At 46.7% G+C, this 26,687-nt stretch carries 21 protein-coding genes; 14 read left to right on the forward strand and 7 right to left on the reverse strand.

What is annotated here, in order from left to right; all coding sequences use genetic code 11:
- Positions 1 to 5: 5 nt before the first annotated feature.
- The 5 genes from ABD852_RS10815 to nusB form a co-directional block, all read right to left on the reverse strand.
- Positions 6 to 674, reverse strand: a complete 669-nt coding sequence (locus ABD852_RS10815; protein WP_345028582.1) for a YbbR-like domain-containing protein — start codon at positions 672 to 674, stop codon at positions 6 to 8.
- An 18-nt stretch (positions 675 to 692) separates the two neighbouring features.
- The gene (yajC, locus tag ABD852_RS10820; protein WP_345028587.1) at positions 693 to 986 is read right to left on the reverse strand and encodes a preprotein translocase subunit YajC; all 294 of its coding nucleotides are present in this window, start codon (positions 984 to 986) and stop codon (positions 693 to 695) included.
- A 52-nt stretch (positions 987 to 1,038) separates the two neighbouring features.
- Positions 1,039 to 1,476 carry a DUF1573 domain-containing protein gene (locus ABD852_RS10825; protein WP_345028590.1) on the reverse strand — a complete coding sequence of 146 codons (438 nt, stop codon included), beginning with the start codon at positions 1,474 to 1,476 and terminating at the stop codon, positions 1,039 to 1,041.
- Between the two features lie 11 nt (positions 1,477 to 1,487).
- Positions 1,488 to 1,799, reverse strand: a complete 312-nt coding sequence (locus ABD852_RS10830; RefSeq protein ID WP_345028594.1) for a YtxH domain-containing protein — start codon at positions 1,797 to 1,799, stop codon at positions 1,488 to 1,490.
- A gap of 85 nt (positions 1,800 to 1,884) precedes the next feature.
- Entirely contained in the window at positions 1,885 to 3,051 is a 1,167-nt protein-coding gene (nusB, locus tag ABD852_RS10835; protein WP_345028596.1) for a transcription antitermination factor NusB, read from the reverse strand.
- A 227-nt stretch (positions 3,052 to 3,278) separates the two neighbouring features.
- Between nusB and ABD852_RS10840 the strand changes: the two genes are divergently transcribed.
- The 14 genes from ABD852_RS10840 to ABD852_RS10905 all read left to right on the forward strand — a co-directional run bounded on the left by ABD852_RS10840 (position 3,279) and on the right by ABD852_RS10905 (position 24,821).
- Positions 3,279 to 3,845: a sigma-70 family RNA polymerase sigma factor gene (locus tag ABD852_RS10840; RefSeq protein ID WP_345028597.1), complete on the forward strand. Its 567-nt coding sequence runs from the start codon at positions 3,279 to 3,281 to the stop codon at positions 3,843 to 3,845.
- 108 nt (positions 3,846 to 3,953) lie between these two features.
- Complete coding sequence (locus tag ABD852_RS10845; protein ID WP_345028598.1) at positions 3,954 to 4,979, forward strand: FecR family protein; 1,026 nt, start codon at positions 3,954 to 3,956, stop codon at positions 4,977 to 4,979.
- A 634-nt stretch (positions 4,980 to 5,613) separates the two neighbouring features.
- Entirely contained in the window at positions 5,614 to 9,021 is a 3,408-nt protein-coding gene (locus tag ABD852_RS10850) for a TonB-dependent receptor (protein WP_345028600.1), read from the forward strand.
- A gap of 114 nt (positions 9,022 to 9,135) precedes the next feature.
- Positions 9,136 to 10,647 carry a RagB/SusD family nutrient uptake outer membrane protein gene (locus ABD852_RS10855; protein WP_345028601.1) on the forward strand — a complete coding sequence of 504 codons (1,512 nt, stop codon included), beginning with the start codon at positions 9,136 to 9,138 and terminating at the stop codon, positions 10,645 to 10,647.
- 328 nt (positions 10,648 to 10,975) lie between these two features.
- Entirely contained in the window at positions 10,976 to 13,645 is a 2,670-nt protein-coding gene (locus ABD852_RS10860; RefSeq protein ID WP_345028602.1) for a c-type cytochrome, read from the forward strand.
- Positions 13,646 to 13,878: 233 nt separating this feature from the next.
- A complete protein-coding gene (locus ABD852_RS10865; protein WP_345028603.1) occupies positions 13,879 to 14,526 on the forward strand; it encodes a hypothetical protein in 648 nt (215 codons plus the stop codon).
- 132 nt (positions 14,527 to 14,658) lie between these two features.
- On the forward strand, positions 14,659 to 15,135 hold the full coding sequence (locus ABD852_RS10870) for a T9SS type B sorting domain-containing protein (protein ID WP_345028604.1): 477 nt from the start codon (positions 14,659 to 14,661) through the stop codon (positions 15,133 to 15,135).
- 142 nt (positions 15,136 to 15,277) lie between these two features.
- Positions 15,278 to 16,981: an RHS repeat-associated core domain-containing protein gene (locus ABD852_RS10875; protein ID WP_345028606.1), complete on the forward strand. Its 1,704-nt coding sequence runs from the start codon at positions 15,278 to 15,280 to the stop codon at positions 16,979 to 16,981.
- An 18-nt stretch (positions 16,982 to 16,999) separates the two neighbouring features.
- On the forward strand, positions 17,000 to 17,554 hold the full coding sequence (locus tag ABD852_RS10880) for a hypothetical protein (protein ID WP_345028607.1): 555 nt from the start codon (positions 17,000 to 17,002) through the stop codon (positions 17,552 to 17,554).
- Between the two features lie 986 nt (positions 17,555 to 18,540).
- Positions 18,541 to 18,909, forward strand: a complete 369-nt coding sequence (locus tag ABD852_RS10885) for a hypothetical protein (protein WP_345028609.1) — start codon at positions 18,541 to 18,543, stop codon at positions 18,907 to 18,909.
- Positions 18,910 to 20,713: 1,804 nt separating this feature from the next.
- Complete coding sequence (locus ABD852_RS10890) at positions 20,714 to 21,271, forward strand: T9SS type B sorting domain-containing protein (RefSeq protein ID WP_345028610.1); 558 nt, start codon at positions 20,714 to 20,716, stop codon at positions 21,269 to 21,271.
- A 177-nt stretch (positions 21,272 to 21,448) separates the two neighbouring features.
- Positions 21,449 to 21,997, forward strand: a complete 549-nt coding sequence (locus tag ABD852_RS10895) for a T9SS type B sorting domain-containing protein (RefSeq protein ID WP_345028611.1) — start codon at positions 21,449 to 21,451, stop codon at positions 21,995 to 21,997.
- A gap of 288 nt (positions 21,998 to 22,285) precedes the next feature.
- Complete coding sequence (locus ABD852_RS10900) at positions 22,286 to 24,403, forward strand: Tex family protein (protein ID WP_345028612.1); 2,118 nt, start codon at positions 22,286 to 22,288, stop codon at positions 24,401 to 24,403.
- 10 nt (positions 24,404 to 24,413) lie between these two features.
- Positions 24,414 to 24,821 carry a hypothetical protein gene (locus ABD852_RS10905; RefSeq protein WP_345028613.1) on the forward strand — a complete coding sequence of 136 codons (408 nt, stop codon included), beginning with the start codon at positions 24,414 to 24,416 and terminating at the stop codon, positions 24,819 to 24,821.
- Between the two features lie 17 nt (positions 24,822 to 24,838).
- Here the strand turns inward: ABD852_RS10905 and ABD852_RS10910 are convergent, their stop codons facing one another.
- Both ABD852_RS10910 and ABD852_RS10915 read right to left on the reverse strand, forming a co-directional pair.
- Positions 24,839 to 25,675 carry an SDR family NAD(P)-dependent oxidoreductase gene (locus ABD852_RS10910; RefSeq protein WP_345028614.1) on the reverse strand — a complete coding sequence of 279 codons (837 nt, stop codon included), beginning with the start codon at positions 25,673 to 25,675 and terminating at the stop codon, positions 24,839 to 24,841.
- 122 nt (positions 25,676 to 25,797) lie between these two features.
- On the reverse strand, positions 25,798 to 26,436 hold the full coding sequence (locus ABD852_RS10915) for a 3-keto-disaccharide hydrolase (protein WP_345028615.1): 639 nt from the start codon (positions 26,434 to 26,436) through the stop codon (positions 25,798 to 25,800).
- Positions 26,437 to 26,687 lie beyond the last annotated feature (251 nt).

Consider the following 26,687-nt stretch of genomic DNA (forward strand, 5'->3'; position numbering starts at 1 on the left):
GAAACTTAAATCTGCGAGACCTCGAAACTGACATACACCGACTCATGGCTCAGCTTTAAAGCCGGAGCCCGCGGAAGATCGAGGCGTAAATCCGATTCGTAGTTGGTACGGATCCCAGTCTCGGGAATACGCACCACAACCGAATCCGGAAACTGCTTCACCAGCGTGGCAGGCCCCTCTACCGATAAAAGCGAGGGCGACATGTTGATGTAGCTGGTAATGGAATACCCCGGAGCCAGTACAATCCCGGCGCTGTCGATTTTGAGCGGCACCACTTTGTAGGTCTTCACGTCAAATTTAAGACGATCTTCCCATTCATTTCCGGCAAACTGCACGTTAAGGCCTTCGAAACGCTCGGCTATACGCTCCTTTAATTGAATAGAATCGATACGCGTTGCTTTCAGGGGATTGCTCACCGAATAGTAAACCGGCGTATCCGAAAACGATTTAAGATAGCGGCTCAGAAGCCCCCACCCTTTTCCCGATACGTTAATCGCAACGACCTCGGGCAGCTCCCCCTGGGGAAAATACAACGAGTCGTCGTAAGCAAATTTGACCGGGTAATTAATTTTAATCGTATGAACGCCCGTATTGATGGCATCCATCAACCAAATAAAGGCAGCCGTGACCAGGCATACTACAAATACTTTTACCTGATTGCTTTTACCATCCACAGCACTATAGTAAAGACCTTAAATTTTACGGGAAATTGCCGACTTCTCAAAAGTAAGCTTCACGCCTTTGTCGATCGTCAACGTAATGGTGCCTTCTTCAACGCTATGCACTTTCCCGTGCAAACCGCCGATGGTGACCACACTGTCCCCTTCTTTCAGGTTTTCAATCATAACTTTCTGATCCTTCGCCTTCTTTTGCTGGGGGCGGATCATGAAGAAGTAAAATACGGCGATAATACCGACCATCATGACAATCTGCATGATGCCTCCGGACGCGCCCGGAGCGGCTTGTAGTAGAACAGCGTTCAACATTGTAAATGGGTTTAAATAATATTTTCCCGAAACGGGTGATAATCAATTGCGGTTACTTTCCTTCCACTACCCCTTTGATGTGCAGCTCGGTCACCGATGGTTCCGTGTTGGCTGTAATCGTTACGGTCTTGTTCTGCTGGCCCGGTTTGCCGGTAGTATTGAAACGCACCATAATATTGGATTCTGCGCCTGGAGCTATCGGTTCTTTCGGCCATTCCGGCGTAGTACAACCGCAGGACGCCGTAATATTGCTGATAATCAAAGGGCTTTCGCCGGTATTCTGGAACGCAAAAGATTTTTCAACGATGTCCCCTTCCTTTGCTTTACCAAAGTCATAGGTGGTCTCCTCCTTCAGGGTAAGCACGGGGTGTTTTCCGGCAGTTGCAGCAGCAGTTTCTGTTGCCTCTCCTCCGGACTTGTCGGCCTGGTTACAGGCAAACATCGAGGCGGCCATGGCGAGCGCCAAAAATGAACGAGTTATCAATCGCATTACGGAGAGAATTATGCCTGTTCGGCTGTTTGACTTTTTATTTGTTCCATCAGACGATCTACGTCTTCCAGTAGTTTTTCGGCTTTTTCCCGGGCCTCATTCACCACCTTTTCCCCCTGTGAGCGGGCGGAATTGCCGGGATAATCTTTCCCGTCCAAAAGGTCGGCAATCAATTTCTGAAGCTCATCCCGGTATTTTGCCAACCGGAAAGTCAGCTTGTCGCGGGTAGCTTCACCTTTATCCGGTGCATAAATGATACCTACGGCTACACCGGTTAATACGCCTGTTAAAAAGGCAATGAAGGATCTATTTGAACTACTCATAAACTTATCCAATTAGTGCTTTGCTCTATCAATTAAACTCCCGAACGTGGGATTCTATTGCGCTGGAAAAACTAAAACAACCAGACTACCTGTTGTCAATCAATCCTTTACCGCTCTTCCGGATCACTTTTTCTTTCAAAAGCTTTTCTGAAAGCTTGTCGAGCAACCCGTTTACGAACTTACCACTTTGCAGGGTGCTGTACCGTTTTGCGGTCTCAATAAATTCATTTATCGTCACTTTTATCGGGATTCCGGGGAAATGGATCATTTCGGCAAGCGCGGCTTTGATGACCAGCATGTCCACTTTGGCAAGCCGTTCGTTGTCCCAGTTCTGGAGAAACTCTTTCAGGTATTCCTCGAACTTTTCGTCATTTTCCAGGGTACGCGAGACCAGCTCCTCAACAAAATACTTGTCTTCTTCCCAGTCATCTGTCAATTCGGCCAACGTAATCTTGCCCTCTTCAGTGACCGACTTCAGCGTTTTGATGCAGATGCTTCTTACCAGCTCCGCATGGTCCTCCCAATAAAGGTCACGCGCCTCCATGAAGTCAACAAACAACTGATTTTTGAAAATCAGGCTTCTGAAAACAAACTGCACCAGTTCCTGCTCTTCGGTCAGGGAATGATCTGATTTTTCACAGTAGGTGCGGTAGGACGCATCCGGGCGCAGCATTTCACGATAGGTTCTGTGGAGAATCTCCATATCGTTCCCCCAGCTGACACCTTTGCGGATCACTTCATCGGAAAAGGGTTTGCTGGCTTGCAGCGCCTGGACAATCAGGTTCGTATCCAGGCCGCCCCGTAACGGGATAGGGTCGTCAACATTGTGATAAGTCCTGCCTCTTTCAAGCTTGGCCAGGTGGGCCAGATCGAGGAGAAACTGCAGCGAAAACAATACGCTGGTATATATGTTTTCAGTTTCGGAAAGTACCCTTCTTACTACGTTTCTACGGTCCAGCTTGTTGGCGTTCTGGTAGCCTACGTAGGCCTTCTTCGCCAAAACCTCCACCTCGAAAGGCACCTCGTCGGTCGTATTGACCGATCCGGTTTCTACCATTTCATCAAACGAAACCGTGGCCAGCTGCCGGAAACCTTCCAGCTGCTGCAGGTTCTGGGGCTCCATAGAGTTCAGATCCGGCTTGTAAGCCTCGGCGATTTCATCATAAGCCAACAGCCGGTTCGATTCCTCTGCAACAGAGATTGCGTACAACGCCTGGACAACTTTCGATCGCAGTAACCTTCTATTCAACATCCGATTTCAAGAAACAATAACACAAAGAACTTTTTTGCCCGGCGAAGGGCGCCTAAAGAAGACACAAAAGTAGTGGATTAAGTCGAAATATTGTCAGTCAATTCCCTAATTTAATAATAGGGCGCCCCCTGGTCGTGTCAGCATAGGGCAGGATGGCATTCTTTGCGCGTCCTGCAAAATTAGCTTATTCGAGTGCATTATATGACATTACACCGTCGGTATTACTTATGACATACTTTCATGCCGAGCCGTTGACCAGTACGGCTCCCGGGGCTGTTGATGAAGAACCCAGACGGACTGACCGGGAATTGTTCGTTGAGGTCTATGAAAAATATTGGAACAAGCTCTATGAAATTGCCTATCGGCGCCTGCCGGATAAAGAATCGGCAGAAGAAGTCGTCCAGGAAATCTTTACCGACCTCTGGGAGAAAAGAGACATACGCAATATCCGCAATGTAGAAAATTACCTGACGAGAGCCATCAAGTTTGCTGTCATCGACCATATAAGGCGGCTTTCGGCCCGGAAACGGTTTCTAGATTACCACAAAACGTTCCTCGAAATCCAGACGGTCGACCAATCCGTGCTCGATTACCAGGAGCTTCCGGAGATCCTGCAGGACAGTATGGGCGGGCTTTCCGATACCACCCGGAAGATATTCTGGTTCAACCACATCATGGACTGGAAAAAAGACAGGATAGCCGACTACTTCCAGTTATCGGAGAAAGCGATTGAGTACCACCTGACAAAATCATTAAAAACTGTTAAAATTTACCTGAAGAATATTTCCTTCTGAAGCTAAGACTTAACTTGCTTCCAATTTGATCATCTGCCCGACTAACCCGTCCGTAACCAGAGGCCAAGCCCCCAAAAAGCAGATGTAATGTTCAGCCCACATTCCAAGATGAGTCCTTCCGATTTTTCTGATCTTTTAGAACGTTATCGAAACGGTGTGGCCACACCGGACGAGATAAAGAAAATTGATGAATGGTTTGAGCGAATCGAGCGGCGGACACTGCCGTCATCCGGGCCGGAATTGCATCAAAGGAAGTCGGAAATGCTTGCTGAAATCCTGGCAAATGATGAGTCTGGTCCTTCTGCAGGCAGGAGTATAGTAAGGACACTGGCCATTGCCGCTTCTGCGGCTGCTTCCCTCCTGCTCTGCCTCTTTATTTTTTATCCCAAAGCCCGGAAACAGCACGTCGTCACCTTGGGAGCCCCTACGACAGCACCCGCCCCGGCAACGCCCCGTCAGCTTCACTTCGAAAACCTGTCGCGGACCAATAAGCTCGCCCTGCTGCCCGACGGCTCTTCAGCACTGCTTTATCCCGGCAGCAGCTTGTCCTGCGACAAAGATTTCGGAAAAGAGAATCGCAGGACCAGTCTCTCCGGGAAAGTTTTTTTTGAGATTTCCCACAACGCCGAACTTCCCTTCACAGTGTGGTGCAACGACTTCGTCACCCGGGTACTGGGGACCAGTTTCTGGGTCGCTTCGTCGCACGATTCGAAATCGGTGAAGGTGACCGTTCAAACCGGTAAAGTATCTGTTTTCAAAAAGTCATCCTTTAACCGCAACAACAGGCAGGCCGATCAGATTACGCTGCATCCGAATCAGAGCGCTCTTTTCTCGCACAACAGCTTTGCTCAAAAAATAACTTCCCACCCTGTGCTGGAGGAACAAGTGGCGTTTCAGGCCTCCGAACACACCTTTCACTTCGTCAAAGAACCCGTCGGCAACGTATTGCAGGCTATCGCCGGTCAATACGGCCTGGCAGTCAAACTCCCTGAAAAGCCTGAAAAATGCACCTTCACCGGTGATCTGAACGACCTTTCTCTCCGGGAAAAACTGGATATCGTCGGTTTCTCTACCGGCACCTCTTTCAAAATCACCGATTCCGCCCTGCTTATCGAACGGATGGAATGTGAATAAATTTTTCTCCAAAAAATCCATTTTTATATTCTTTCTGACAATTCTTTTTTGGAAAAGAATAACCTCCGCTGCCACTTTATTCAGCAAAGCCCTGCACTCCGCTTCAACTTTTGGCCAACGAGATTATCAAAATAATCCAATTACAACCCAAGCGAGTCAAAGTTTTTTACATCTTCCCTTTAGGATTTATCGGTCCGGTTCCGACTTAAGCATTGAACGAGGTATTAAAAAGGCCGTCTCGTCAGAGCGGAGCATAGTGAGCCGTGTCAGTCGGAGCGGAACGTAGTGGAGCCGAGGAATCTCCCGACAAGCAGTTTCCGAAAGGAGATCTCTCCATTCCGCTGCGCTTCAGTCGAGATGACGTTCCGGTTGAATGTTTCCGGCCTTTTTGATCCCGCATTATCATTGAACCTAGACTCATCCTACATGAAGAAACTAACTACACCCCGCTAGGCGCGCCTTCCAAATCCAAACAAAAAGGCCTGCGGTACTTCCAATACCACAGGCCGGAAACCCCGAACAGATCCTTAGCCAGACTTCCGGGGGACTTTGTCCGATTTCCCAACCAAACAAATCTTACAAATCTATGTACAAGTGTAGATCTAAACAATTGCGTGGGCAATTGCTCTATCTTATGCAGCTAACTTTTTGCCAGCTCATCCTTCTTGCCTTTTTCGGCAACCTAGCAGCCGGCGGGATTTTGCCCGGCCAAAGCCTGCTCGACAAAAAAGTAACTCTCAATTTGAAAAATGTAGGACTTGGGGAAGTACTGTCCGAGCTGGAAAAGAACACCAGCGTAAAATTCATTTACAGCCAGGAGCAAATAAAGGCATCCAGGAAGGTTTCTTTCTCCTCTCGGAACGAAAACCTGCGCACTGCCCTGACCAGGCTGCTGGTTCCGCTCGAAATTGAATACAATGTCATGGCAAGCCGCATTGTACTGAAATCGGCGCGGGAAAAGGAGAGCGAAACAAAATTGCTGAACGATGCCAGTGTCGACAAAACGATTAAGGGAAAGGTAACCGATGAAAAGGGCGATCCCATGATCGGCGTCAACGTACTGGCAAAAGGAACCAGCGCTGGTACGTCAACCGACGTCAACGGGGAATTCAGCCTGAACGTGCCGGACCAGGCAACCACATTGGTCATTTCCTTCATTGGTTACATGGCCCAGGAAGTGTCTATCGACTCAAGAACCCGGGTTGACATTACCATGAAGGAAGACAACCAGTCGCTGTCGGAAGTTGTAGTGGTAGGTTACGGCAGCCAGTTAAAAAGAGAGGTTACGGGGTCGGTTCAGACCGTAAAAGCAGAAGATATCAAGGACCTTCCGGTAGCACAGGTCACCCAGAAGCTGCAGGGCCGCCTGGCCGGGGTGCAGATTAACCAGGCTACCGGTAAACCGGGCCAGGGTATGTCGGTGCGCATCCGGGGGCAGGTGTCGGTTTCTGCAGGCAGCGACCCCCTGTACGTTATTGACGGCTTCCCGATCACCGGGACCATAGGGAACATCAACCCCGACGAAATTGAAGATATTTCCATCCTGAAAGACGCCGCCTCTACCTCGCTTTACGGATCCCGGGCGGCCAACGGTGTGGTACTGATCACCACCAAAACCGCCAAACCGGGTAAAACCAACGTAACCTTCAGCGCTTACTACGGCACACAGAAAGTTCCCATGAAAGGGCGCCTTGAAATGATGAACGCCGAAGAATTTGCGCTGTTTAAAAAGCAATCTTTTGAGGACGCCGGTGACCCCGTTCCGGAAATTTTCTCTGACCCTGCCAAGTACCGCAGCAAAAACAACGACTGGTACGATGCCGTACTGAGAAGGGCGCCTATTCAAAGCTATAACCTGACCGTCGCCTCACACAAGGAAAAAATGAGCTCCACACTGGTGGCCGGAATTTTTAACCAGCAGGGCGTGGTCATTAACAACGAGTACAAAAGGTACACCCTCAGGCTGAACAACAAATACGACCTTACCGACAAGTTGTCAATCGGCTTCAATATTGCGCCGCAGTATGTCTTTGACAACACGCCGCGTACCGATGGTGACCGCGGCACAGGCATACTCTTCAATGCGCTGCACACCTGGCCCATTATGCCTATACGCGACGCGAATGGCGATCTGACACTTTATAATACGCTTCCCGGCGCTACCGGCAATATTTACAATTACCCCAACTGGGTCAGGGCAGCCAAAGAGCTGACGAACGAAACCCGCGACATCAACCTGCTCGGGAATGCCTACGTTCAATTCGAGCCCATCAAAGGTTTGAAACTGCGCTCTTCGCTGAACGTCGAATACCTCAACCGGAAATGGTTCTTCTTCAACCCGTCGACCGCCACCAGCGCCATGAACGTGCCGGTACCGACGACTGCCGTCAGCACCCGCCAAAGCCTGGAAAACATGGGCTGGCTGAATGAAAACCTGGCCACCTACAACAAGAGCATCGGCGATCACAATTTCGAAATACTAGCCGGCTTTACCATGCAGCGCTTCAGACAGGAATTTGCACGTATCCAGGGCGATACCTACGCCGATGACCGACTGCCGACCATACAGGGAGCACTGAACATCGCACGCGGCGGTACGTTGAACGGCATCAACGAGTGGACGCTGGCTTCCTACATTTCCCGCCTGACTTACAATTATAAAGGCAAATACCTTTTCACGGCAGCCGTAAGGGCCGACGGGTCATCCAGGTTCGGAATTAGCAACCAATGGGGTACCTTCCCTTCAGCGTCAGTAGGCTGGGTACTTTCGGATGAAGCCTTTATGGAATCGGTCCGCCCGGTTTCTTTTGCCAAATTCAGGGCCAGCTATGGCGTAATCGGCAACAACAACCTCGGTAACTATACGCAGCGCGCACTCATCAACAGCACGGTGAACGTTGCATTTGGTGACCGGGTTCATACCGGAGCGGCTGTTACCTCCATTGCCAACCCCCACCTGGGATGGGAAACCACACACCAGTTTGACGCAGGTCTTGATCTCGGCCTGTTCAATGACCGGATCCAGTTTATCTACGATTTCTACACCAAGCGTACCACCAATTTGCTGTACAACGTACAGTTGCCGCAGGAGTCCGGGTTTTCGTTCTTCCCGGACAACATTGGCGAAATCAAGTTCTGGGGGCATGAGTTCTCGATCACCAGCAAGAACTTTGTAGGCGCTTTCAAGTGGAACACCAACTTTAACATTTCTTTTAACCGGAATAAGGTAACCAAGCTCGCTGATGGGATCGACCGGGTTTACGGATCTTTCCACATCACCAAAGTCGGCGAACCTTTCGGCCAGTTTTACGGACTGGTAAAAGACGGCTACTACCGCGATGAAGCCGAACTCAAAAATTCAGCTGTTGTTCCGGGGCGTTCGGTTGTCGGCGGAATTAAATACCGTGACCTCAATAACGACGGTGTCATCACCAATGGCGGCGATAAAGATGACCGGACGATTATTGGTAACCCATTCCCTGATTTTACCTACGGAATCACCAACTCGATCAAATACAAAAACTTCGATTTCGAAATTACGGGATCCGGCTCACAGGGCAACGAACTCTGGATGCGCCACCTGTACAGCACCGCCAACCTCGACGGGGTATTCAACATGGTCAGAAAGGCAAACGACCGCTACCGCGCGCAGCGCAACCCTGACGGGACTTACACCACCATTACCCCGGGCGCCGGCCTGTTCGGCCAGACGGCCCGCCGCGACGGCAACCTGACTGGATTGGAGCGGGACTGGAACAGCAGCCATTTTATTTTTGATGCTTCTTTCTTTACCATCAAAAACATAACGCTGGGATACACCTTTAACGCCAACAAGGCCAAGGCCAGGTACTTTACTTCCGCCAGACTTTACGGTTCTATCCAACAGGCGTATGTTTTCACCAAGTACTGGGGCGGCAATAACCCCGAAACCAGTGGCAACGGCGGTGGAGACAACGACGGCGGCAACCTCAGCCAGGGGGTTGACTTTTCCAACTACCCGGTGCCAAGAACCTTTACCATCGGTGTAAACCTGAATTTTTAACGTGACCCGGATTTCAAACATAGCTGTGAGCAGTGAGGTTTTAGCCGCAAGCGGCAACCGTTTCAGAATCAACCGACCGACCTCACAGCTCATCGCTCAAACCTCATTACGAAAATGAAAAAATACATCATAGCAGCTGGCCTCCTTACTTTCGTGGCTTCCGGGTGTCAGGAAAAGTTCCTGAATGTATTGCCGGAAACTCAACTGAGTACGGCGATCTTTTTCAAAACAGAAACAGACTTTATCCAGGCGGTCAACGCGTCCTACGCACCACTCAGGACCATCTTTAACGACAGGTCCTGGAAATTAGCCGAAATGCACTCGGACAATACCCATTATGCACGGAATCGCCTGTTCGGTGCGGTAGACAATACGCAAAACCTGGCCGACTTTTGCATCCCGGTTTCCAACGGCCTTACTACCAACGATAACGTATTGCAGCAATACCGGCAGGACTACCTGATCATTGCGCGCACCAACGAGATTCTTTCCCGGATTGACGGTGTCAATTTCGAAGAAAAGTCGAAGGCCAATCTTAAAGGCCAGGCGCTTTTCCTCAGGGCATTTGCTTACTATGAGCTGGTGCGCTACTTTGGCAAGGCCCCTTTGCACCTCGAACCGGTCACCAGCCGGGAAGGGGCGGCCAAACCTCTGTCACCGGCCGCAGACCTGTTCGCACAGATTGAAAAAGACCTGAAAGAAGCCATACCCCTGCTCCCGTCAAAATCGGACCAGCAAGCCGGCAGGGTCACTTCCGGCGCCGCCAATATGCTGCTTGCCGATGCCTATATGTTCCAGAAGAAGTGGAACCTGGCGGAAGCGGCGCTGCAGGCCATCGTCACGAGCGGAAAATATTCCCTCATGCCTGAATATGACCGGGCTTTCACCGAAACAAGCGCTAACAAGAACAACGCCGAGTCTGTTTTTGAAGTGCAGTACCTGGAAGGATCGGCGGGCCTGAACGGCAACCAGATCTACCAGTTTATTCCGGCACCGATTTCCGCACAGGAGCTTGTCGCAATTACCGGCACGTCCAACCCGCAAAGTATCTCAGGGGAAAACAACAACATTCCTACCCCCGATATGATTGAGGCCTATGAAAAAGGCGATTTAAGAAAAGATGTCTCCGTCGGATACGTAACACTGAGCGGAAGCCTCCGCGAGGATAAGGTTTTCCCTTACATCAAAAAATATGCCAGGAAACACGCCGTACATGGTAATACCGGCCAAAACTGGCCGGTATACCGGTACGCGGAAGTTCTGTTGTTCCTGGCTGAGGCATTAAACGAGCAGGGCAAAGGTGCAGAAGCACTCCCTCACCTGAACCTGGTCCGCAAACGGGCAGGCCTCGCCAACATCACGGCAACGGCGACTTCCGATCTTAGAGAAATTATTTTCAAAGAAAGGCGCACCGAGCTGGCTTTCGAAAACAAAAGATGGTTTGATCTCGTCCGTACCGGGCGTGTGAAAGAATTTATTGTTCCCTATGGTCAGCGCGTAAAAGCTAACCCGGTAAAATATTACTACCCGGATGCATCCACTGTTCCACCGTCAAATGCATTCACGGTATTGGACGACTATTATCCGCTTCCGGCCGTTGAGGCCGACCTGAGCCCCCATTTTTAAGCCGGGGGCCGGTGATCTGAAGAATGTCCAAAAGGGTGTTTCAATAGATTAGCCACGAATTCACGAATGATAAGCTTTATTCGTGAATTCGTGGCCTGTTTTGGTAAACTGGTCAGCATAGGGCAGGATAGAATGTCTTTCTCTTTGTTGCTAGTTGCATGGTAAAAATAATTATTCCACTAAATCCTATTCTTTTTTCCACCTGTTATAAACACCCATAACCGGTTTTAAAGAACGGCTGTATGCGTTCTCTCGCGGTCATACCTCTTATCGAACAGTATATTGCTTTTCTACAACTCTTTATGAAAGCTAAACATTCTTTTCTTCTATGTTAACCAAGCCTTACAAACGCTACCTTGGTTGGGGCGCTTTTGCACTGGTCGGGCTTTGTCTCCTGCAAAGCTGCGGATCGCCAGAAAAACCGGCCGAAACCGACCCTAAAACCGAAAAACTGAAATTACAACCGGGTTTTGTCGCTGAGCACCTTTACAGTCCTTCCGATCATGAAGAAGGATCATGGGTGGCGATGGCATTTGACGACAAAGGGAGGTTGATTACTTCTGACCAATACGGAGGCCTTTTCAGGACTACCATTCCCGAAATCGGGTCCAAAGACTCTGTCAAGGTTGAAAAGCTGAGTATATCGTGGGACAAGGACAGCCTCGTCATGGGGTATGCCAACGGGCTTTTATATGCTTTTAACAGCCTTTACGTGGTTATCAATAACCATCCTAATCCCAATTTCAGGACGAATAGCGGGGTGTACCGCCTTTTCGATACCAATGGTGACGACCAATTCGACAAGATCACCACTATCCGGGAGTTTAACGGAAGCGGGGAACACGGTCCGCATAGCATCATCCCGTCTCCCGACGGAAAATCGCTGTTTATCATTGCCGGGAACCACACCGATCTGCCCGAGGTAAACGAGTATACGCTTCCCAGGAACTGGGGAGACGATAACCTTTTCCCTATGATCAAAGACCCGAGAGGGCATGCAAACGACCGCCACGCACCGGGCGGTTGGATCGTTAATATCGACCCTGAAGGTAAAAACTGGAAGCTCGTAAGCGCCGGGTACCGGAACCCGTTCGATCTTGCCTTCAACGAAGCCGGCGACCTGTTTGTATACGACGCCGACATGGAGTGGGATTTCGGGCAACCCTGGTACAGGCCTACGCGTATTAACCATGCAACCTCGGGCAGTGAGTTCGGCTGGCGTACCGGTGATCAGAAGTGGGCTTCGGCCTACCCGGATAACCTCCCGGCCATAATCAATATCGGGCACGGCTCCCCGACTAACCTTATCTACGCAAACAAAGCCCGTTTCCCTGAAAAATACCGGAATACGCTGCTGGCCTTCGACTGGAGCTTCGGGATCGTTCACGCGCTGAAACTGAAGCCGGAAGGCGCCAGCTATTCCGCCGAAAGGGAAGAATTTCTTTCAGGTGTGCCTCTTCCGCTTACAGACGGGGTAATAGGCCCCGACGGCGCGCTTTACTTTATGACGGGGGGCCGCAGGCTGGCTTCGGACGTTTACAGGGTATATCATAAAGATTACAAGTCAATTCAACCGGATGCGAATGTAGTGCCGTTTGAACGTACGGCCGAAGGGAAACTGCGCGTTTCCCTGGAGCAATTCCACGGCAGGAAAGACCCGGGAGCTGTCGCCGCTGCCTGGCCTCAGCTTGGCCATGCCGATCGCTATGTACGTTATGCAGCAAGGATAGCGGTCGAGAACCAACCCGTCGGCGAATGGAGAGGAAAGGTCAGCGAAGAACCGAACGCACCTGCTGCTATCAACGCGCTGCTGGCGCTTGCCCGCCAGGGGGACAAATCTGACCTCAAACTTATTGTCGACAAGGCGCTTTCTATCGATTTCGAGCCACTTTCCCTGGAACAGAAAATAGCTTTCCTTCGCACGCTGGAAGTAGCTCTTTATCGTCATGGTATGCCCGCTGCTGCTGAAAAAACCAAGCTAACCGCCTTCCTTGACAGCAAGTACCCTTCGGGTTCTACCAATCAAAATAAATTGCTGGTCAAAATCCTCGTCAACCTACAGTCGCCTACCGTCATTGAAAAAACACTGGCCCTCATGGGCAAAGATGAGACGCCCGACGAAATGGAGCTGGATGCCAGCTACGCTACCTCTTCTTCAGAACTGGTATTGCGTAACCCGCAATACGGCCTGGATATCGCAGGAATGCTTGCAGAAATGCCATCTCCACAGCATACTTATTATGCCATGGCCCTCAGCCAGCAAAAAGCGGGCTGGACGGAAGAAAGCCGCAGCAAATACTTCTCCTGGTACCGGGAGGCTTTCAACTACAAGGGAGGGCGCAGCTATGTCGGCTTCCTGGATCGGGCCAGGAAAATAGCCCTATCCAATGTACCTAAAGCCGAGCTTGCCAAATATGACAAGCTTTCGGGCGGTGACAAGCTTTCGCAAAGCGGGAATGACCTCGTCGGGCAATATGACATCAAAGGGCCGGGCCGCAGGTGGACGCTGGAGCAGGCCGATTCTGTTATCACCGATGCCAGCTTAAAAGGTCGTGATTTCGAAACGGGTAAGCTGATTTATTCCGCGGTACTTTGCTCCAAGTGTCATACCATTGCCGGTGAGGGTGAAAATGCAGGGCCGGATCTTAGCCAGCTCGCTACAAGGTTTTCTTCAAAAGATATCCTGGAGGCCATTATCGACCCGAACAAAGCAATTTCTGATCAATATGCCGCAACCGTTTTCTCGCTGAAAAACGGCGGATCGGTTGTCGGGAGACTGGCTAACGAAGATGCTACGCATTATTATGTCGCTCAGAATCCGTTTACTCCGGACGAACAGGAGAAAGTAGCCAAGAAGGATGTCGTATCCACCTCCTTCTCGACCGTCTCGGTGATGCTCCCGGGATTGATCAACGGCTTAAATCCCGATGAACTCAAAGACCTCATGGCTTTCCTCAAAGCCGGCGGGAATAAAAACAACGAGATTTATAAGAAGTAGCTTTAGTTCGTTCTTATAAATCTACAGCTGCGCTACAGGGTATACAATTAGAGTTTCTCTACTGTATACTTTGTGGCGCAGTTGTTTTTTCCTACCCTGTTACTAACAAAATTGCCGGCAAAAACTTCAAAACCGGATGATTCGGTTACGCAGGGGACTATAATTCATATTCCTTCTTGGAAAGGTAAATTTGAGTGCAGTCTGATTGCTTCTTATTTCAAAACAAAGCACTTATGAAATGGTTAGTTTCGATCCTTGTTTTATTTCTTATCGGGGGGGGAGGTTCATGTCATCCGAGCCGTAGATCTATCGAAGCATTTAAGTTGAAGGAATATTGCCATAAAAATCGACCGCTGAGAGTCAACGATAAGATTCGCAGCGATGGCTATTATTCTTATCGGATCCAATACCTGGAATATGCAACGGGTAGACCAATACCTGAAAGTTTTTGTATATTTTATAGCGATGGGATGGCGATATTTGATTATCATCTTGATTATTTCAAAGAAGCAAAAGATCGTTTTTTGGGCTTTTATAATCGTGGTACTCAGTGGGGAAGCTATACCGTTGAGGGCGATACAATAAGAATGCTTGTTGTAGAATCACCTGGCAACACTTCCTGGCTTTCTGATGAATACACTTTTAAAATAGAGAACAAAGAATCTATTAGATTGGTATCCGTAAGCAGTCCAGACTATGCTGAAAATGGTGCTCTAAATTACTTAACAAACGGCACGCATATTTCAGAAGCAGGAAGATTCTATCCTTCGGATACCCTCCCCGATCCGGATAAAAGCTGGTTAAAACACCGCAAGTGGTACTGGTGTGATAAGGACCAATACAAAACCTGGAAAAAAGAGTACAAAAAGCGAGAAAAATAAATTGGGGTCGAAGCGCGATCAGTTAGTTTATATTGTCAATTACATCTTACACTAATATGAAACCACTATTTCTACTTTCCATTTTGCTGGTTATCTGCCCAGACCGGCTCATCGCAAAACGACCCTCAAGCAATGTCGGAAGAATATGCATCCTGTTGTGGGGCTAAACCCGTAGAGTTTGATTACGAAGGGAAGAAAATCTACGTTCCCAACGCTTTTACGCCTTACAAAGACGGTGTTAACGATTATTTTTGTCCGTACATAAACGGTACGGTAGCCGCTGTATGGGAATTTAGTATCCTGAGCGCTGAGGGAGATACTTTGCTATTCCAGAAAGTATATTTCGACGGAAAGTCAAAAATCGAGGATTATGGATGGGCTGGAAAACACCCTGACGGAAGCTTGTATAAAGGTAAGTTTAAATATAAGATGCGGGTAAACGACGAAAAGGCCAACAAGCACATCGTGGAAGGCGAGGACTGCGCCATTCTCTGCGGCCCGGACGCCAAGATCTTCGCCGGGAAAGAAGGTTGTTTTTTCCCGTCGCAGGCTGGTCAGGGCGGGAATGTCAACAAAGGGCAGCCAAATAAGGAAAAGAATTGCTTTTAAAGATAGGATGAAGGGCCTGAAACTGATTTAGGACTATCCAAAGGGGAATCTCTCCTCCCGCCAGGATGTAAGAAAAAACAAAACAGAAACCTTTACCTACGACAACCTTCAAAGGCTAACGGGAGCCAGTGTTTCCGGTGGGGTGTCCATCAGTGCCAGTTATCATGCCAATGGTAATTTCAATACCAAAACCGATGCAGGCACTTACAGCTATCATTCCGGCAAAATACACGCAGTAGCCGGCGTAACCAATCCGGCACCCTCACCGATACCACTGCTCACACAGGATATCACGTATACCGCTTTCATGCAGCCGGCAACCGTCGCCGAAAACAATTTCCTGCTCACCTACTCCTACGGCGCGGACTATAACCGATCTAAAGCCGAATTAAAACAGGGGGCCAACACAATGAATACCCGCTATTATTTCGAGGCCGGTTATGAAAAAGACATTACGGGAGGCACCACCAGGTACATTCAATACATCTCCTCGCCCATCGGACTGGTAGCCATTATCGAAAGCCAGGGGAGCAGCCATACCGTTCACTATACCTACACCGATCACCTGGGATCAATATTGACTGTTACCAATGGCAGCGGAACTTTAGAAGCCGAACAATCATTTGATGCTTGGGGACGCAGACGTGACGTAAACTCATGGGCGCTTTTGGCCCCCACTGCTACGATAACTTTACCAACATGGCTATATCGCGGTTATACGGGTCACGAACATCTTGATCGGTTCGGGCTCATTAACATGAACGGCCGTATGTATGATCCGGTTTTGGGAAGGATGTTGAGTCCTGATAACTATATACAAGAATTAACATCCACTCAAAGTTATAATCGTTATAGCTACGCTTTTAATAATCCGCTGGCTTACACAGATCCGAGTGGTCATCTTGTTTTTTGGGACAATGTTATTTTGGGAGCATTTACCGGAGCTTATAATCTTTTATCTAACTTAGGCAATATAAAATCTTTTGAGCAGGGACTTGGATTCTTTGGCGTAGGATTTGCTTCAGGTTTTGTAGCAGGGTATGGACAAATTGCACTTTCCGGCGCGATACTAAGCGGGGGAAACGCAGCTCTTGGCGGCGCGAGCTTCGATCAAATCGTAACAAATGCGAGCTTAGGAGCCGTTACTTCAATTGCCGGTTCTACTCTCGCAACCGCTATTGCGCCAATGGTGTCTCCTATCATTCCTCAGGTAGCAAGCCCGTTGGTGAGGAGTGCAGCAACTAACATGATTACCGGAGCTGCGGTAGGAGGAACTTTGGGCGGTATTGGAAGTGCTATTAGTGGCAGGAACTTTTGGGGCGGAGTGGGCTCCGGTGCTGCTACCGGGGCTGCAGGGGGGCTTGGCGTAGGGTTAGCAAAGGGTTTTGTGGATGCCAGAAGATGGGGAGTTAGTCCATGGACAGGAAAAACCTTAACCCAATACGCAACTACAGAATTCCCAAATATAAATACAGGTGACTTTGGGGGTGGAAATAGATATAGTATAGAATTGCCATCATATCGGAATAGCGCCGCTAAGACGGGAACACAAGGTGGATTGAATTTATTTAAGTTTGGAAAACCTACTACAACCACAGCAGAAGGATGGAAAACAGGTGATAGAATGCTTAAAATGTATGACCAAGGTTCTCCCAAACTTAATTGGAAACAAAATTCTGGTTTTTTACGGCGAGAAATGCATTCGGGCAATCCAATATTTGACTCTTACAGATACCCTAATGGTCAGCAAATTCCTACAGGTGGATTTTTAAATGCAGAAAGAAAATTATTAGAAAGTAGGGGTTGGATTTATAATCCTTCAACAGGAGCATATCATCTCCCATAATACTTAAACAGAATTTCTATGAGTTTTAATAACCTTGTAACATCTATCGTTGAACCCATTCTAGTCTTGTTCGGGTTTAAATTAAAACAAGATATAAATGGGATACTTGAATACGACCATAATTATCTAACAATAACTATCTCCTATGATTACAATTCTTCTTATGAGGGAGATGTAACAGTGTTATTTAAAGAAAGCGGTTTATTTTATGGATACGCCGACTTGAAACAATACTTCTATGATAATAAATCTAATTTTTCTGCTACTCAAATAATAAATGAGAACTCAATGATAAAATGGTTAGAGGGAGTGGATAAATTTTTTAAAGATAATTTGAATAATATTATTCAAAATCATAAGGTAATTCAAACTGAATTAGAAAGGATAAGGCAGCATCAAATTGATAATTATGAGAGCGAAAGAAATAAAAGATTACTGAATGAAGGTGTAAAAAAATATTGGATGGTGAAAGATTATTCCGGATTGGTGAATTTCTTGAAAAATAAAGGAAAACTTGTAGGGAGTGTTAAGAAAAAGTATGAGTTCGCATTGAAGATGATTAAAGAAAAATAATTTTTCAAAATGCCGCTAAGGGGGTAGATAAAGTAAAATACATTGGACGTTTAGAGGGTTTAAAAGGTATTCCAAGAAGTCAAACTTTGCTAAATGACTTGCCAAACTTAGAAAGTCCAAAGGCGAATTACTACCAAAATATGTCGGTGCTAAGAAAAACACTTAGAGATGGATACACCATTAAAGACGCTTCTTGGCTTAGACCAAATTCACAATTAGCATCAACGTTATTAAATCCAAACAGAACTGTAGGGCAAACTTTCTTAGGTGCGGAAAGAAACTTATTAAATAATAAAGGGTTATGGCCATAAAAAATAAATTAACAGACGATTTTTTGAAAGCACTTAATGAAATAGAAGAAGTGCTTCTTACTTTACTTTTCAAAAGACATTCTTTTTTGAAAAGAGGTTAACTTGTTATAACACAAGAGTAGAATTTTCATTTGGGCCATCTGATTGGGATATTGAAATGATAATTTACACTTCAAAAGGCAAATTTACTTTTAAAAATTTATTGAGTATTTCGGAAATTAATAGATGGGTTAATGATAATAGATATAAACAAGAGAATGGGCGTAATGTAAAAAATGAATTATTGTGGTATGTTGAGTTATTGACGGTGTCTTTGCCGTATGTGGAGTAATGAATAAGCAGAAGTAAGAGAGCCGCTAACGGGGTAAAAAGTACTCCAAGTTTTATTGTAAGTGAAGGAGGTACAGTATTTCCTGTACCTAAAGGAGCAACTGGACCAATTCCAGCAACAAGCGGTAAAGGCTTCCAGTTTATAGAAGGGGTTGGAGGTAATGGACTTAGCCCTAAAGCTACTGGATTTAGATTTATGGATCCAGTCACAACTGGTAAATATCAATATCCAGGCGGTTATGGCTCTTATTTTAACAAAGCAGGACAGACTATTAATCCCTTCACAGGTCAAACAATTTTTCCTTCAAATCCGTGGTGGCATATACCAGCTAAATAATACTAGTTATGAGTGAACAGAATTTAAACAAGCCAATATTGAAAGTTTTAGAAACGCTTGAATTGGTAGGAATAACTTTTATCAGAGACTATATTCAGTTTTTGTTTGATGGTCCAGTGTTAAATACTTACACTTTGCCGCTAATAAAAAATCAAAACAAAATTATCACTTCAGCAGATTTCGGCTATTATGATACTTTGTGTTCTCTAATAAACCAGAAAATTCTCTCTGCTTATGAGGATGAAAATGAAGAAAAAATTGCCATTAAATTTGAAAGTGATATCGAGTTCTTTGTTTCTTTGAAATCAGAAGATAGAAATTGTGTAGAAGCTGTAATGCTTCAGCTTGAAACAGATGGTGAATGGAATGTTTGGTAAGCTCTCATAGTTGGCGATAAGGGGGGGCAAACGATTTTGGAGAAGGAATGAAGCGTGTTAGCATGGAAGCTGCTAAACGTGAGAGGGTGGATTTATAATCCTTCAACGGGAGCATATCATCCATAACATTAAACAGATCTCTTTATGAACTTTAATGAACTTGCAAAATCAATAGTTGAACCTATATTGCTCCTTTTCGGATTCACAATTAAACAGAATATATAAGGAATTGTCGAATATAACCATAGTCATTTCAAAATAACATTGTCATACGATTATAGATCTTCTTATGAGGTAGATGTGACATTGTTATTTAAGGAAAGTGGTTTATTTTATGGATGCAATGAATTGAAAGAGTATTTCTATAATAGAAATCTAATCTTTCTGGTACTCAAATAAAAGGCGAGGGCATTTTGGTAAAATGGTTGGACGGTATAAATACATTCCTAAAAAAGAATTTGAACCCTATCATTGACAATTATAAAGAGGTTTAGATTGGGTTATAAAAGATAAAACAACGTCAAATTAATAGTTATGAAAGCGAAAGAAATGGTAGATTATTGAGCGAAGGTGTAGAAAAATATTGGACTGTTTAAGATTATTCTGAATTGGTGAAATTCTTGAGTAATTATAATGGACACTTTGAGGGAGCTATTAAAAAAAAGTATGAATACGCATTGAAAATGAGTAGAGAATAATAGTTTTTTAGGAATGGCGATAAGGCGGTACAATCAACAGCTTTAGTAACTAAATATCCCGCAAATGCCGCAATAGCAGGTACAACAGAAAACATTTTTATGTAGGTTCAAGTTATTGACAGATACGGTGCATTAGGAAGTAAGTGGTTTCTCCTCCAGGTACTTCTTATGGTGTGAGGTCAATTTCGTCAGAATTATTCCCTATACTCAATTTAAAGTTTTAAAGCCTTTTGAAGCTAAAAAGTCATATCATCACCGGGAATATTTGGTAGCCAATCTGGATTTGGTATTCAATTACAATAGCTAGATGATGCTGCTATTTTAATCAAAATAGGACGGTTTTCAGAATATGAAGAAGACTTTAAACTGCGGGCATGATTTGTTACCATAGAAGAATTAAAGTAGAACATAATCGAAACAAAAGAGAAATCAAAAGAGTAGAGTCCCGATTTTTGAGATGAAATTACTTATCAAAATATTGCAGTTTATTTCAGTTGCTCTTATTACTAATCTAGCATTAGAGAGTGCAGCATTTAAATTAAGAGAATATTGTCACAATAACCGAGACATGAACCTATCAGAAAAGCTTCGAAGTGACGGCTATTATTCTTATCGTTTCAGATCGATCCCTTGTATAAAACATACAATACCTGAGAGGTATTGTATGTTTTATAACGATGGAACAGCAATTTTTAACTACCATTTAAAATATTTTAGGGATACAAGAGAAGGCGTTTTTTGACTTTTATAACCGGGGAGCTAGGTGGGGAATTTATACGATAGAAGGCGATACAACAAAAATGCTTGTCGTTGGACCTCCGGGCAATACCCTCTGGTTTTCTAATGAATATATTTTTAAGATTGAAAACCGAGAGTCTACTAGGCTACTGTATGTAAAAAATCCCGATTATCCAGAAAAGGGAAATTCTTTTAAACTATTTGACAAGCTCTACATATATATCAGAAGCTGGTTAAAACACCGCAAGTGGTACTGGTGTGATGCGGACGAATACAAAACATAAAAAAAAGAGTATAAAAAGAGGAAAAAGTAACTTCAGGTCGAAGCGATCAGTTAGTTTATATTGTCAATTACATCTTATACGAACATGAAACCATTATTTCTACTCCCTATTTTGCTGGTTATCTGCTCTGCCCAAACCTGCTCGTCGCAGAACGACCCTCAACCAGTGTCGGAAGAATACGCTTCCTGTTGCGGAGCCCAACCCGTAGAATTTGACTATGAAGGGAAGAAAATTTACGTTCCCAACGCTTTTACGCCTAACAAAGACGGTGTTAACGATTATTTTGGCCCATACATAAATGGTACGGTAGCCGCAGTATGGGGATTTGGTATACTGAGCGCTGAGGGGGATACTTTGTTATACCAGAAAGTGTATTTCGACGGAAAGTCAAAAATCGAAGATTATGGATGGGACGGAAGGCGCCCGGACGGAAGTCTGTATAAAGGGAGGTTCAAATATAAGATGAGGGTGGACGACAAAAAGGCTAACAAGCACATTGTTGAAGGCGAGGGTTGCGCCATTCTTTGCGGACCGGACGCCAAGATTTTTGCAGGGAAAGAAGGTTGTTTTTTTCCGTCGCAGGCTGGTCAGGGTGGGAATGTCAACAAAGGGCAGGCAAATAAGGAAAAGAATTGCTTTTAAAGATAGCATTGTGTTGGCGATGGGGTTTTGGAGCTAAGTATGAATTCTGTATTTTGTCTAAAATAAGGTAAAAGCAAATTCAATTCATAAATGCAACTTTAGAGTTAAAGAAACGGAGATGCAGATAAAAAAGGTAATCGCTGTAAAGTAAGATCGCAAACCGTCCAAATAATGTTCATGAAAAGAATTGCGTTTTACTCTGTTCTGATTTTGTCATTGAACTCATGCCTCCCTCAGGATCAACCAAATCCTGTTGAAGATTTGTTTAGAGACTGTTGTGGAACCGAGGCTGTTGAGTTCACACATCAAGGTGCTCGAATTTACGTGCCTAACGTATTTACACCGAACCGTGATAAGGTGAACGATTTCTTTTATCCTTTTACTAGTGAAGAAGATGTAGAAATTCAGGGATTTACAATAATTAGCGCGAAGGGAGACACAGTTTTGTTTCAAAGGGATTTTATGAACTATAAGGATATCGAAAACTTTGGATGGAATGGAAAACGACCCGATGGCACAATTTATGTTGGCCTTTTTAAATATGGGATGAGAGCCATTAGTAAAGGTGTTTTAAGATACGTAGAGGGTGTTGCCTGTGCTGTCCCGTGTGGTCCTGCAAGCAAATCCGTCCAATCCAATAACAATTGCTTTTTCCCCTCTCAAGCTGGGAAAGCAGGAAGTCTAGATCGCAGTAAGCCCAATGAAGAAAAAAGCTGTTTTGAGTAAGCAAATACTCTTCTTCGGGTTTACGTAAAAATCATCCCACAGGCCCCTTCAAAGTTTTCTATGAAACTATCCATGATAAAGACGGTACCTTGATTACAGCAGGACTCAACCCATTGAGCTTCGGGATTTCAGCAAATGTCTCTAAGACCCAGGATAATGTAACAACCAGCATTGGAGGAGGTCTGGTCACCTCGCAGTCGAAACCGCAACCAAAAAAGCCCTCCCAGCGCGCACAACTCACGCCTCACCCCTATATTTGCGCCTGTAAGTCAACAATTCCTTTGTTTCATGAATTTCGTCTGGATCGCTCAAAAAACTTCTGTCTCTGAAAATCAGGTACGTAATGTGGTTAAACTCCTGGAAGAAGGCGCCACCGTCCCTTTTATCGCGCGGTACCGGAAGGAAGCCACCAACGGGCTTGATGAGGTAGGTATCAATGCCGTAAAAGAAGCGTACGAGAAACAGCTTGAGGTAGATAAGCGGCGCGAGGCCATCCTGAAAAGCATAGATGAGCAGGGAAAGCTTACTGCTGCGCTGAAAACGCAAATAGAAAATACCTTTGTGCTGACCGAGCTGGAGGACCTCTACCTCCCCTACAAGCCCAAGCGAAAAACCAAAGCTTCGGTAGCTATTGAAAACGGCCTTCAGCCGCTAGCCGAACTGATTTTCTCCGGAAATGAACAAAACCCGGAACGGAAGGCAATGGCCTTCCTGAATGACCGGGTAACCGATACCGAAGCAGCTCTGCAGGGCGCCCGCGATATCATGGCCGAATGGATCAGCGAGAACGTGGAAGCCCGGAACAAAGTGAGGCATGCATTTGAAAGAAGCGCCATAATCTCGTCCAAAGTAAAAAAGAAAAAAGAAGAAGAAGCCGCCAAGTACAAAGACTATTTCGACTTCTCCGAACCATTGAACCGTATTCCCTCCCACCGGCTGCTTGCCATCCGCAGGGGCGAAGAAGAAGGCTTTCTGAGCGTGGACATTTCCCCGGATGAAGAACGCGCGCTGGAATCCCTCGACCGGATGTTCCTCAGGGGCAGCAATGCTTCCAGAGACCAGGTGGAAAAAGCAATTACGGACAGCTTTAAGCGCCTGTTGAAACCCTCTATCGAGACGGAATTTTCCAACCTCTCGAAAGAAAAAGCGGATGAATATGCCATTAAGGTATTTACCGAAAACCTGCGCCAGCTGTTGATCGCGCCGCCGCTCGGACAGAAAAAAGTGCTTGCCATTGACCCGGGATTCCGAACCGGCTGCAAGACGGTGGTGCTCGACGCGCAGGGAAACCTGGTGCATGACATGGTGATCTATCCCTTCGACAAGCCGGATGTTTCAAGAGCCGCTATCAGGTCTGCCATCGACCGCTTCCAGGTAGAATCAATCGCAATCGGGAACGGAACCGCCGGAAGGGAAACCGAGGATTTTATACGAGGTGTGCTCAAAACCGACTTCCCCAACGGCAATGTCAGCGTCTTTCTCGTTAGCGAACAGGGCGCCTCTATCTATTCCGCCTCCGAAGTAGCCCGGGAAGAGTTCCCGGACAAGGATATTACCGTCCGGGGAGCCGTATCCATCGGTCGTCGCCTGATGGACCCGCTCGCGGAACTGGTCAAGATTGACCCGAAGTCAATCGGGGTTGGTCAATACCAGCATGATGTCAACCAAACCTACCTGAAATCAGCGCTCGACACCACAGTATCCTCCTGCGTGAACCTGGTAGGTGTCAACCTCAATACCGCCAGCAAACACCTGCTGCGCTACATCTCGGGGCTCGGTCCGGCACTTGCCCAGAACATTGTGGAGTACCGGGCTAAAAACGGTGATTTCAAGTCGCGTAGCCAACTCTTAAAAGTGCCGCGCCTGGGCGCCAAAGCCTTTGAACAGGCCGCCGGCTTCCTGAGGATAGAAAATGCCGAAAACCCGCTTGACAACAGCGCCGTTCACCCGGAAAGCTATGAAATTGTCACGGCCATGGCAAAAGACTGCAAAGCCTCGGTCGGGATGCTCATACAGGATGCCGGCTTGCGGAAAAGCATCAACCTCAACCGCTATGTTTCGGAAACGACTGGCCTCCCCACGCTGGAAGACATTCTCCGTGAACTGGAAAAACCATCCCGGGACCCCCGCGAACAAATGAAACAATTTGAATTTGACGATAAAGTAAGAAAGCCCGAAGACCTGAAAGAAGGAATGATCCTGGACGGCATCGTGACCAATATCACTGCGTTCGGAGCTTTCGTGGACATCGGCGTGAAACAGGACGGGCTCGTCCATGTTTCCCAATTGGCAGACCGCTTCGTAAAAGACCCTAATGAGGTGGTAAAGCTGCGTCAGATTGTAAAAGTGAAGGTGACCGAAGTAGACCTTTCCAGGAAACGCATCGCCCTGTCTATGAAACTGTAGCAAAACACCTATGAATATCCGGAAGCTCATTATAGGACTGGTGGCGATCGCCGGCATCTACTTTTTGTACGACGCGCTTTCTCAACCCAACCCGTCGGACCTGGAAGGTAATTTCAGGGAAACGGCAACCTACAGGAACGCGAACAACACCGGCCCGGTTGTACGTATATACGCCGTAACCGCAGACGACACCCTCTGGAACGAAGCACGGCTTTACGGTGACATGATGCCTTATACCAAATATGGAACCACCACAGTCTACTATTTTAACGGCAACCGGGCGCCGCAAACGCTTTCACCCCAGCCTCCTTTTTTTGATGCTGCTTTCGCCCCGGCCTGTTTCGCCAAATATCACAAAGACGCCATGGGTTTTGTGAGCGTGCAGCGATTTCCTTTCGGAAAATCGGTAGCAGAATAATCGCAGCAACCGGAAGGTCAGGCGCGGTAATGCCTGACAAGGCTTTCGCTCAACTCCCAGAGTTTTAACGCATTTTCCTTATTTTGTGCTGCCCGCGAAGCGCTGACCAGCTTCTGGTTTTCATAGTAGCCGCCGGTCTTGCCCCTCACGTCAGCAGAGGTCGCCAGGTAAAGACTCGTCAGCGCGCCCTGCTCTACATTTTTGAAAAAAGGCTTCCCCAGGTTCACGAACCACTTGACCAAGCCCCGGGAAGCGCCCCCGAAGCCGCTTGAGATCGTGCCCGGATGCAGGGCATTGGACGTAATCCCGTCACCCCTGTAGCGCTCCGCAAGCTCATTAGAAAACAGTACATTTGCCAGCTTTGAATTGGCATACACAATAAAATGAAGATACCGCGGCGGATTGACCAGCTCTTCTGCCTTAAAACGCGCAAAACGGTGTGCTTCTGAGGAAACATGCACAATCCGGGCATCTTCGCTTACCCTGAGTAAATCGATCAACTCAGTAGTAAGCAGAAAATGCCCGAGATGGTTACTGGCAAATGTCAATTCAATCCCGTTGACTGAAAAAACTTTTTCATCCACGATTAACCCGGCATTGTTCACGAGCAAATCGATTTGGTTACAGTGTTGCCGGATCATTTTTACAGTCTCCTTCACCGATTGTAAATCGGACAGATCCGTTTTCAGAAAAACGGCATCGGAAGGGTTACCTATTTCCCCGAGCAGGGCCTTGGCCTTGTCTTCGTTCCTTGCTACCAAAACAAGTCGAAAACCCAGCTGCGCCAGGGCCAGCGTAGTTACCTTTCCGATACCGGATGTTGGGCCGGTTATTACGGCTATCTTAGTTTTCATTCCAAAAGGGTTATAAAAAGGCGTCAGCCATCAGAAATCAGCCGCATCCCTCCCGAAATTCACTACTACGCCGTAATACCGGATCAAACCCGGAAACTATGCCGTCGGGCACGCCGCTGCCGCTATTTCAGCAGCTTCACTTGTATGTCTTTCAGATAGACAACGCTTTTGGGATCATGCCCCTGTATTGCAAACGTGCCGGGCTTAATCACCCTGGTTTTTCTTTCTTCCGTTACGCGGAGCGGGTTTTCGGGTTGGGTATAATCAACCACCACAATGTCGTTGATCTTAATAATAACGTGATTTCCCCTGACAATAATATGTTCGGTGAACCATTCGTCATCTTTTACGTATACTTCCCGCACATCGACCACCTCGTACAGGCTGCCTGTTTTTATATAATCCCCGTGGGTGTTGTTGATCTGAACCTCAAACCCGTGCAGGGGCCACCCCTTTTCCTGGTACAGGGTATGAAAGTAGATGCCCGAGTTGGACCCCTTGGTGGTTTTCACCCGCGCCTTGAATTCGAAATTCTTAAATTCGTGGTTGCTGACCGGCCCCATATAATACAAATGCGCCTTCGGACCGGCCACTTTAATCGCGCCGTCTTCAATGGAAAAAGTGGAGGCGTTGTCCCCTACTTTCCAGCCGTCAAGCGATTTCCCGTCAAAAAGAGAGATCCAACCCTTTTGCGCATGAGCCGCTCCCAGCGTCAGGACCATTAATAAAACAAATACCGGGCTTAGTTTTCTGCTTTTCATTTTTTTTAGCTTTGAGCCTTGAGTTGTGAGGGATTAGGCGGGTGGTCAGACTACCGGTTCACTGGTTAGGATGACTACGGTCTGTCTGCCGCTAAGACCTTACGACGCATGGCTATTTCGTTTTTTAATACTTCACTTGATTGATTAAGGTAAAATAGCGCCACGCTATTATTGTTATTAGTATACTGCAATTACCGGGTCAGGGACCACCTTCACGCAGCAAGTTATTTTCAATTTCAACACGGGAATCG

The sequence above is a fragment of the Ravibacter arvi genome, from assembly GCF_039540405.1.
Taxonomy (GTDB): domain Bacteria; phylum Bacteroidota; class Bacteroidia; order Cytophagales; family Spirosomataceae; genus Ravibacter; species Ravibacter arvi.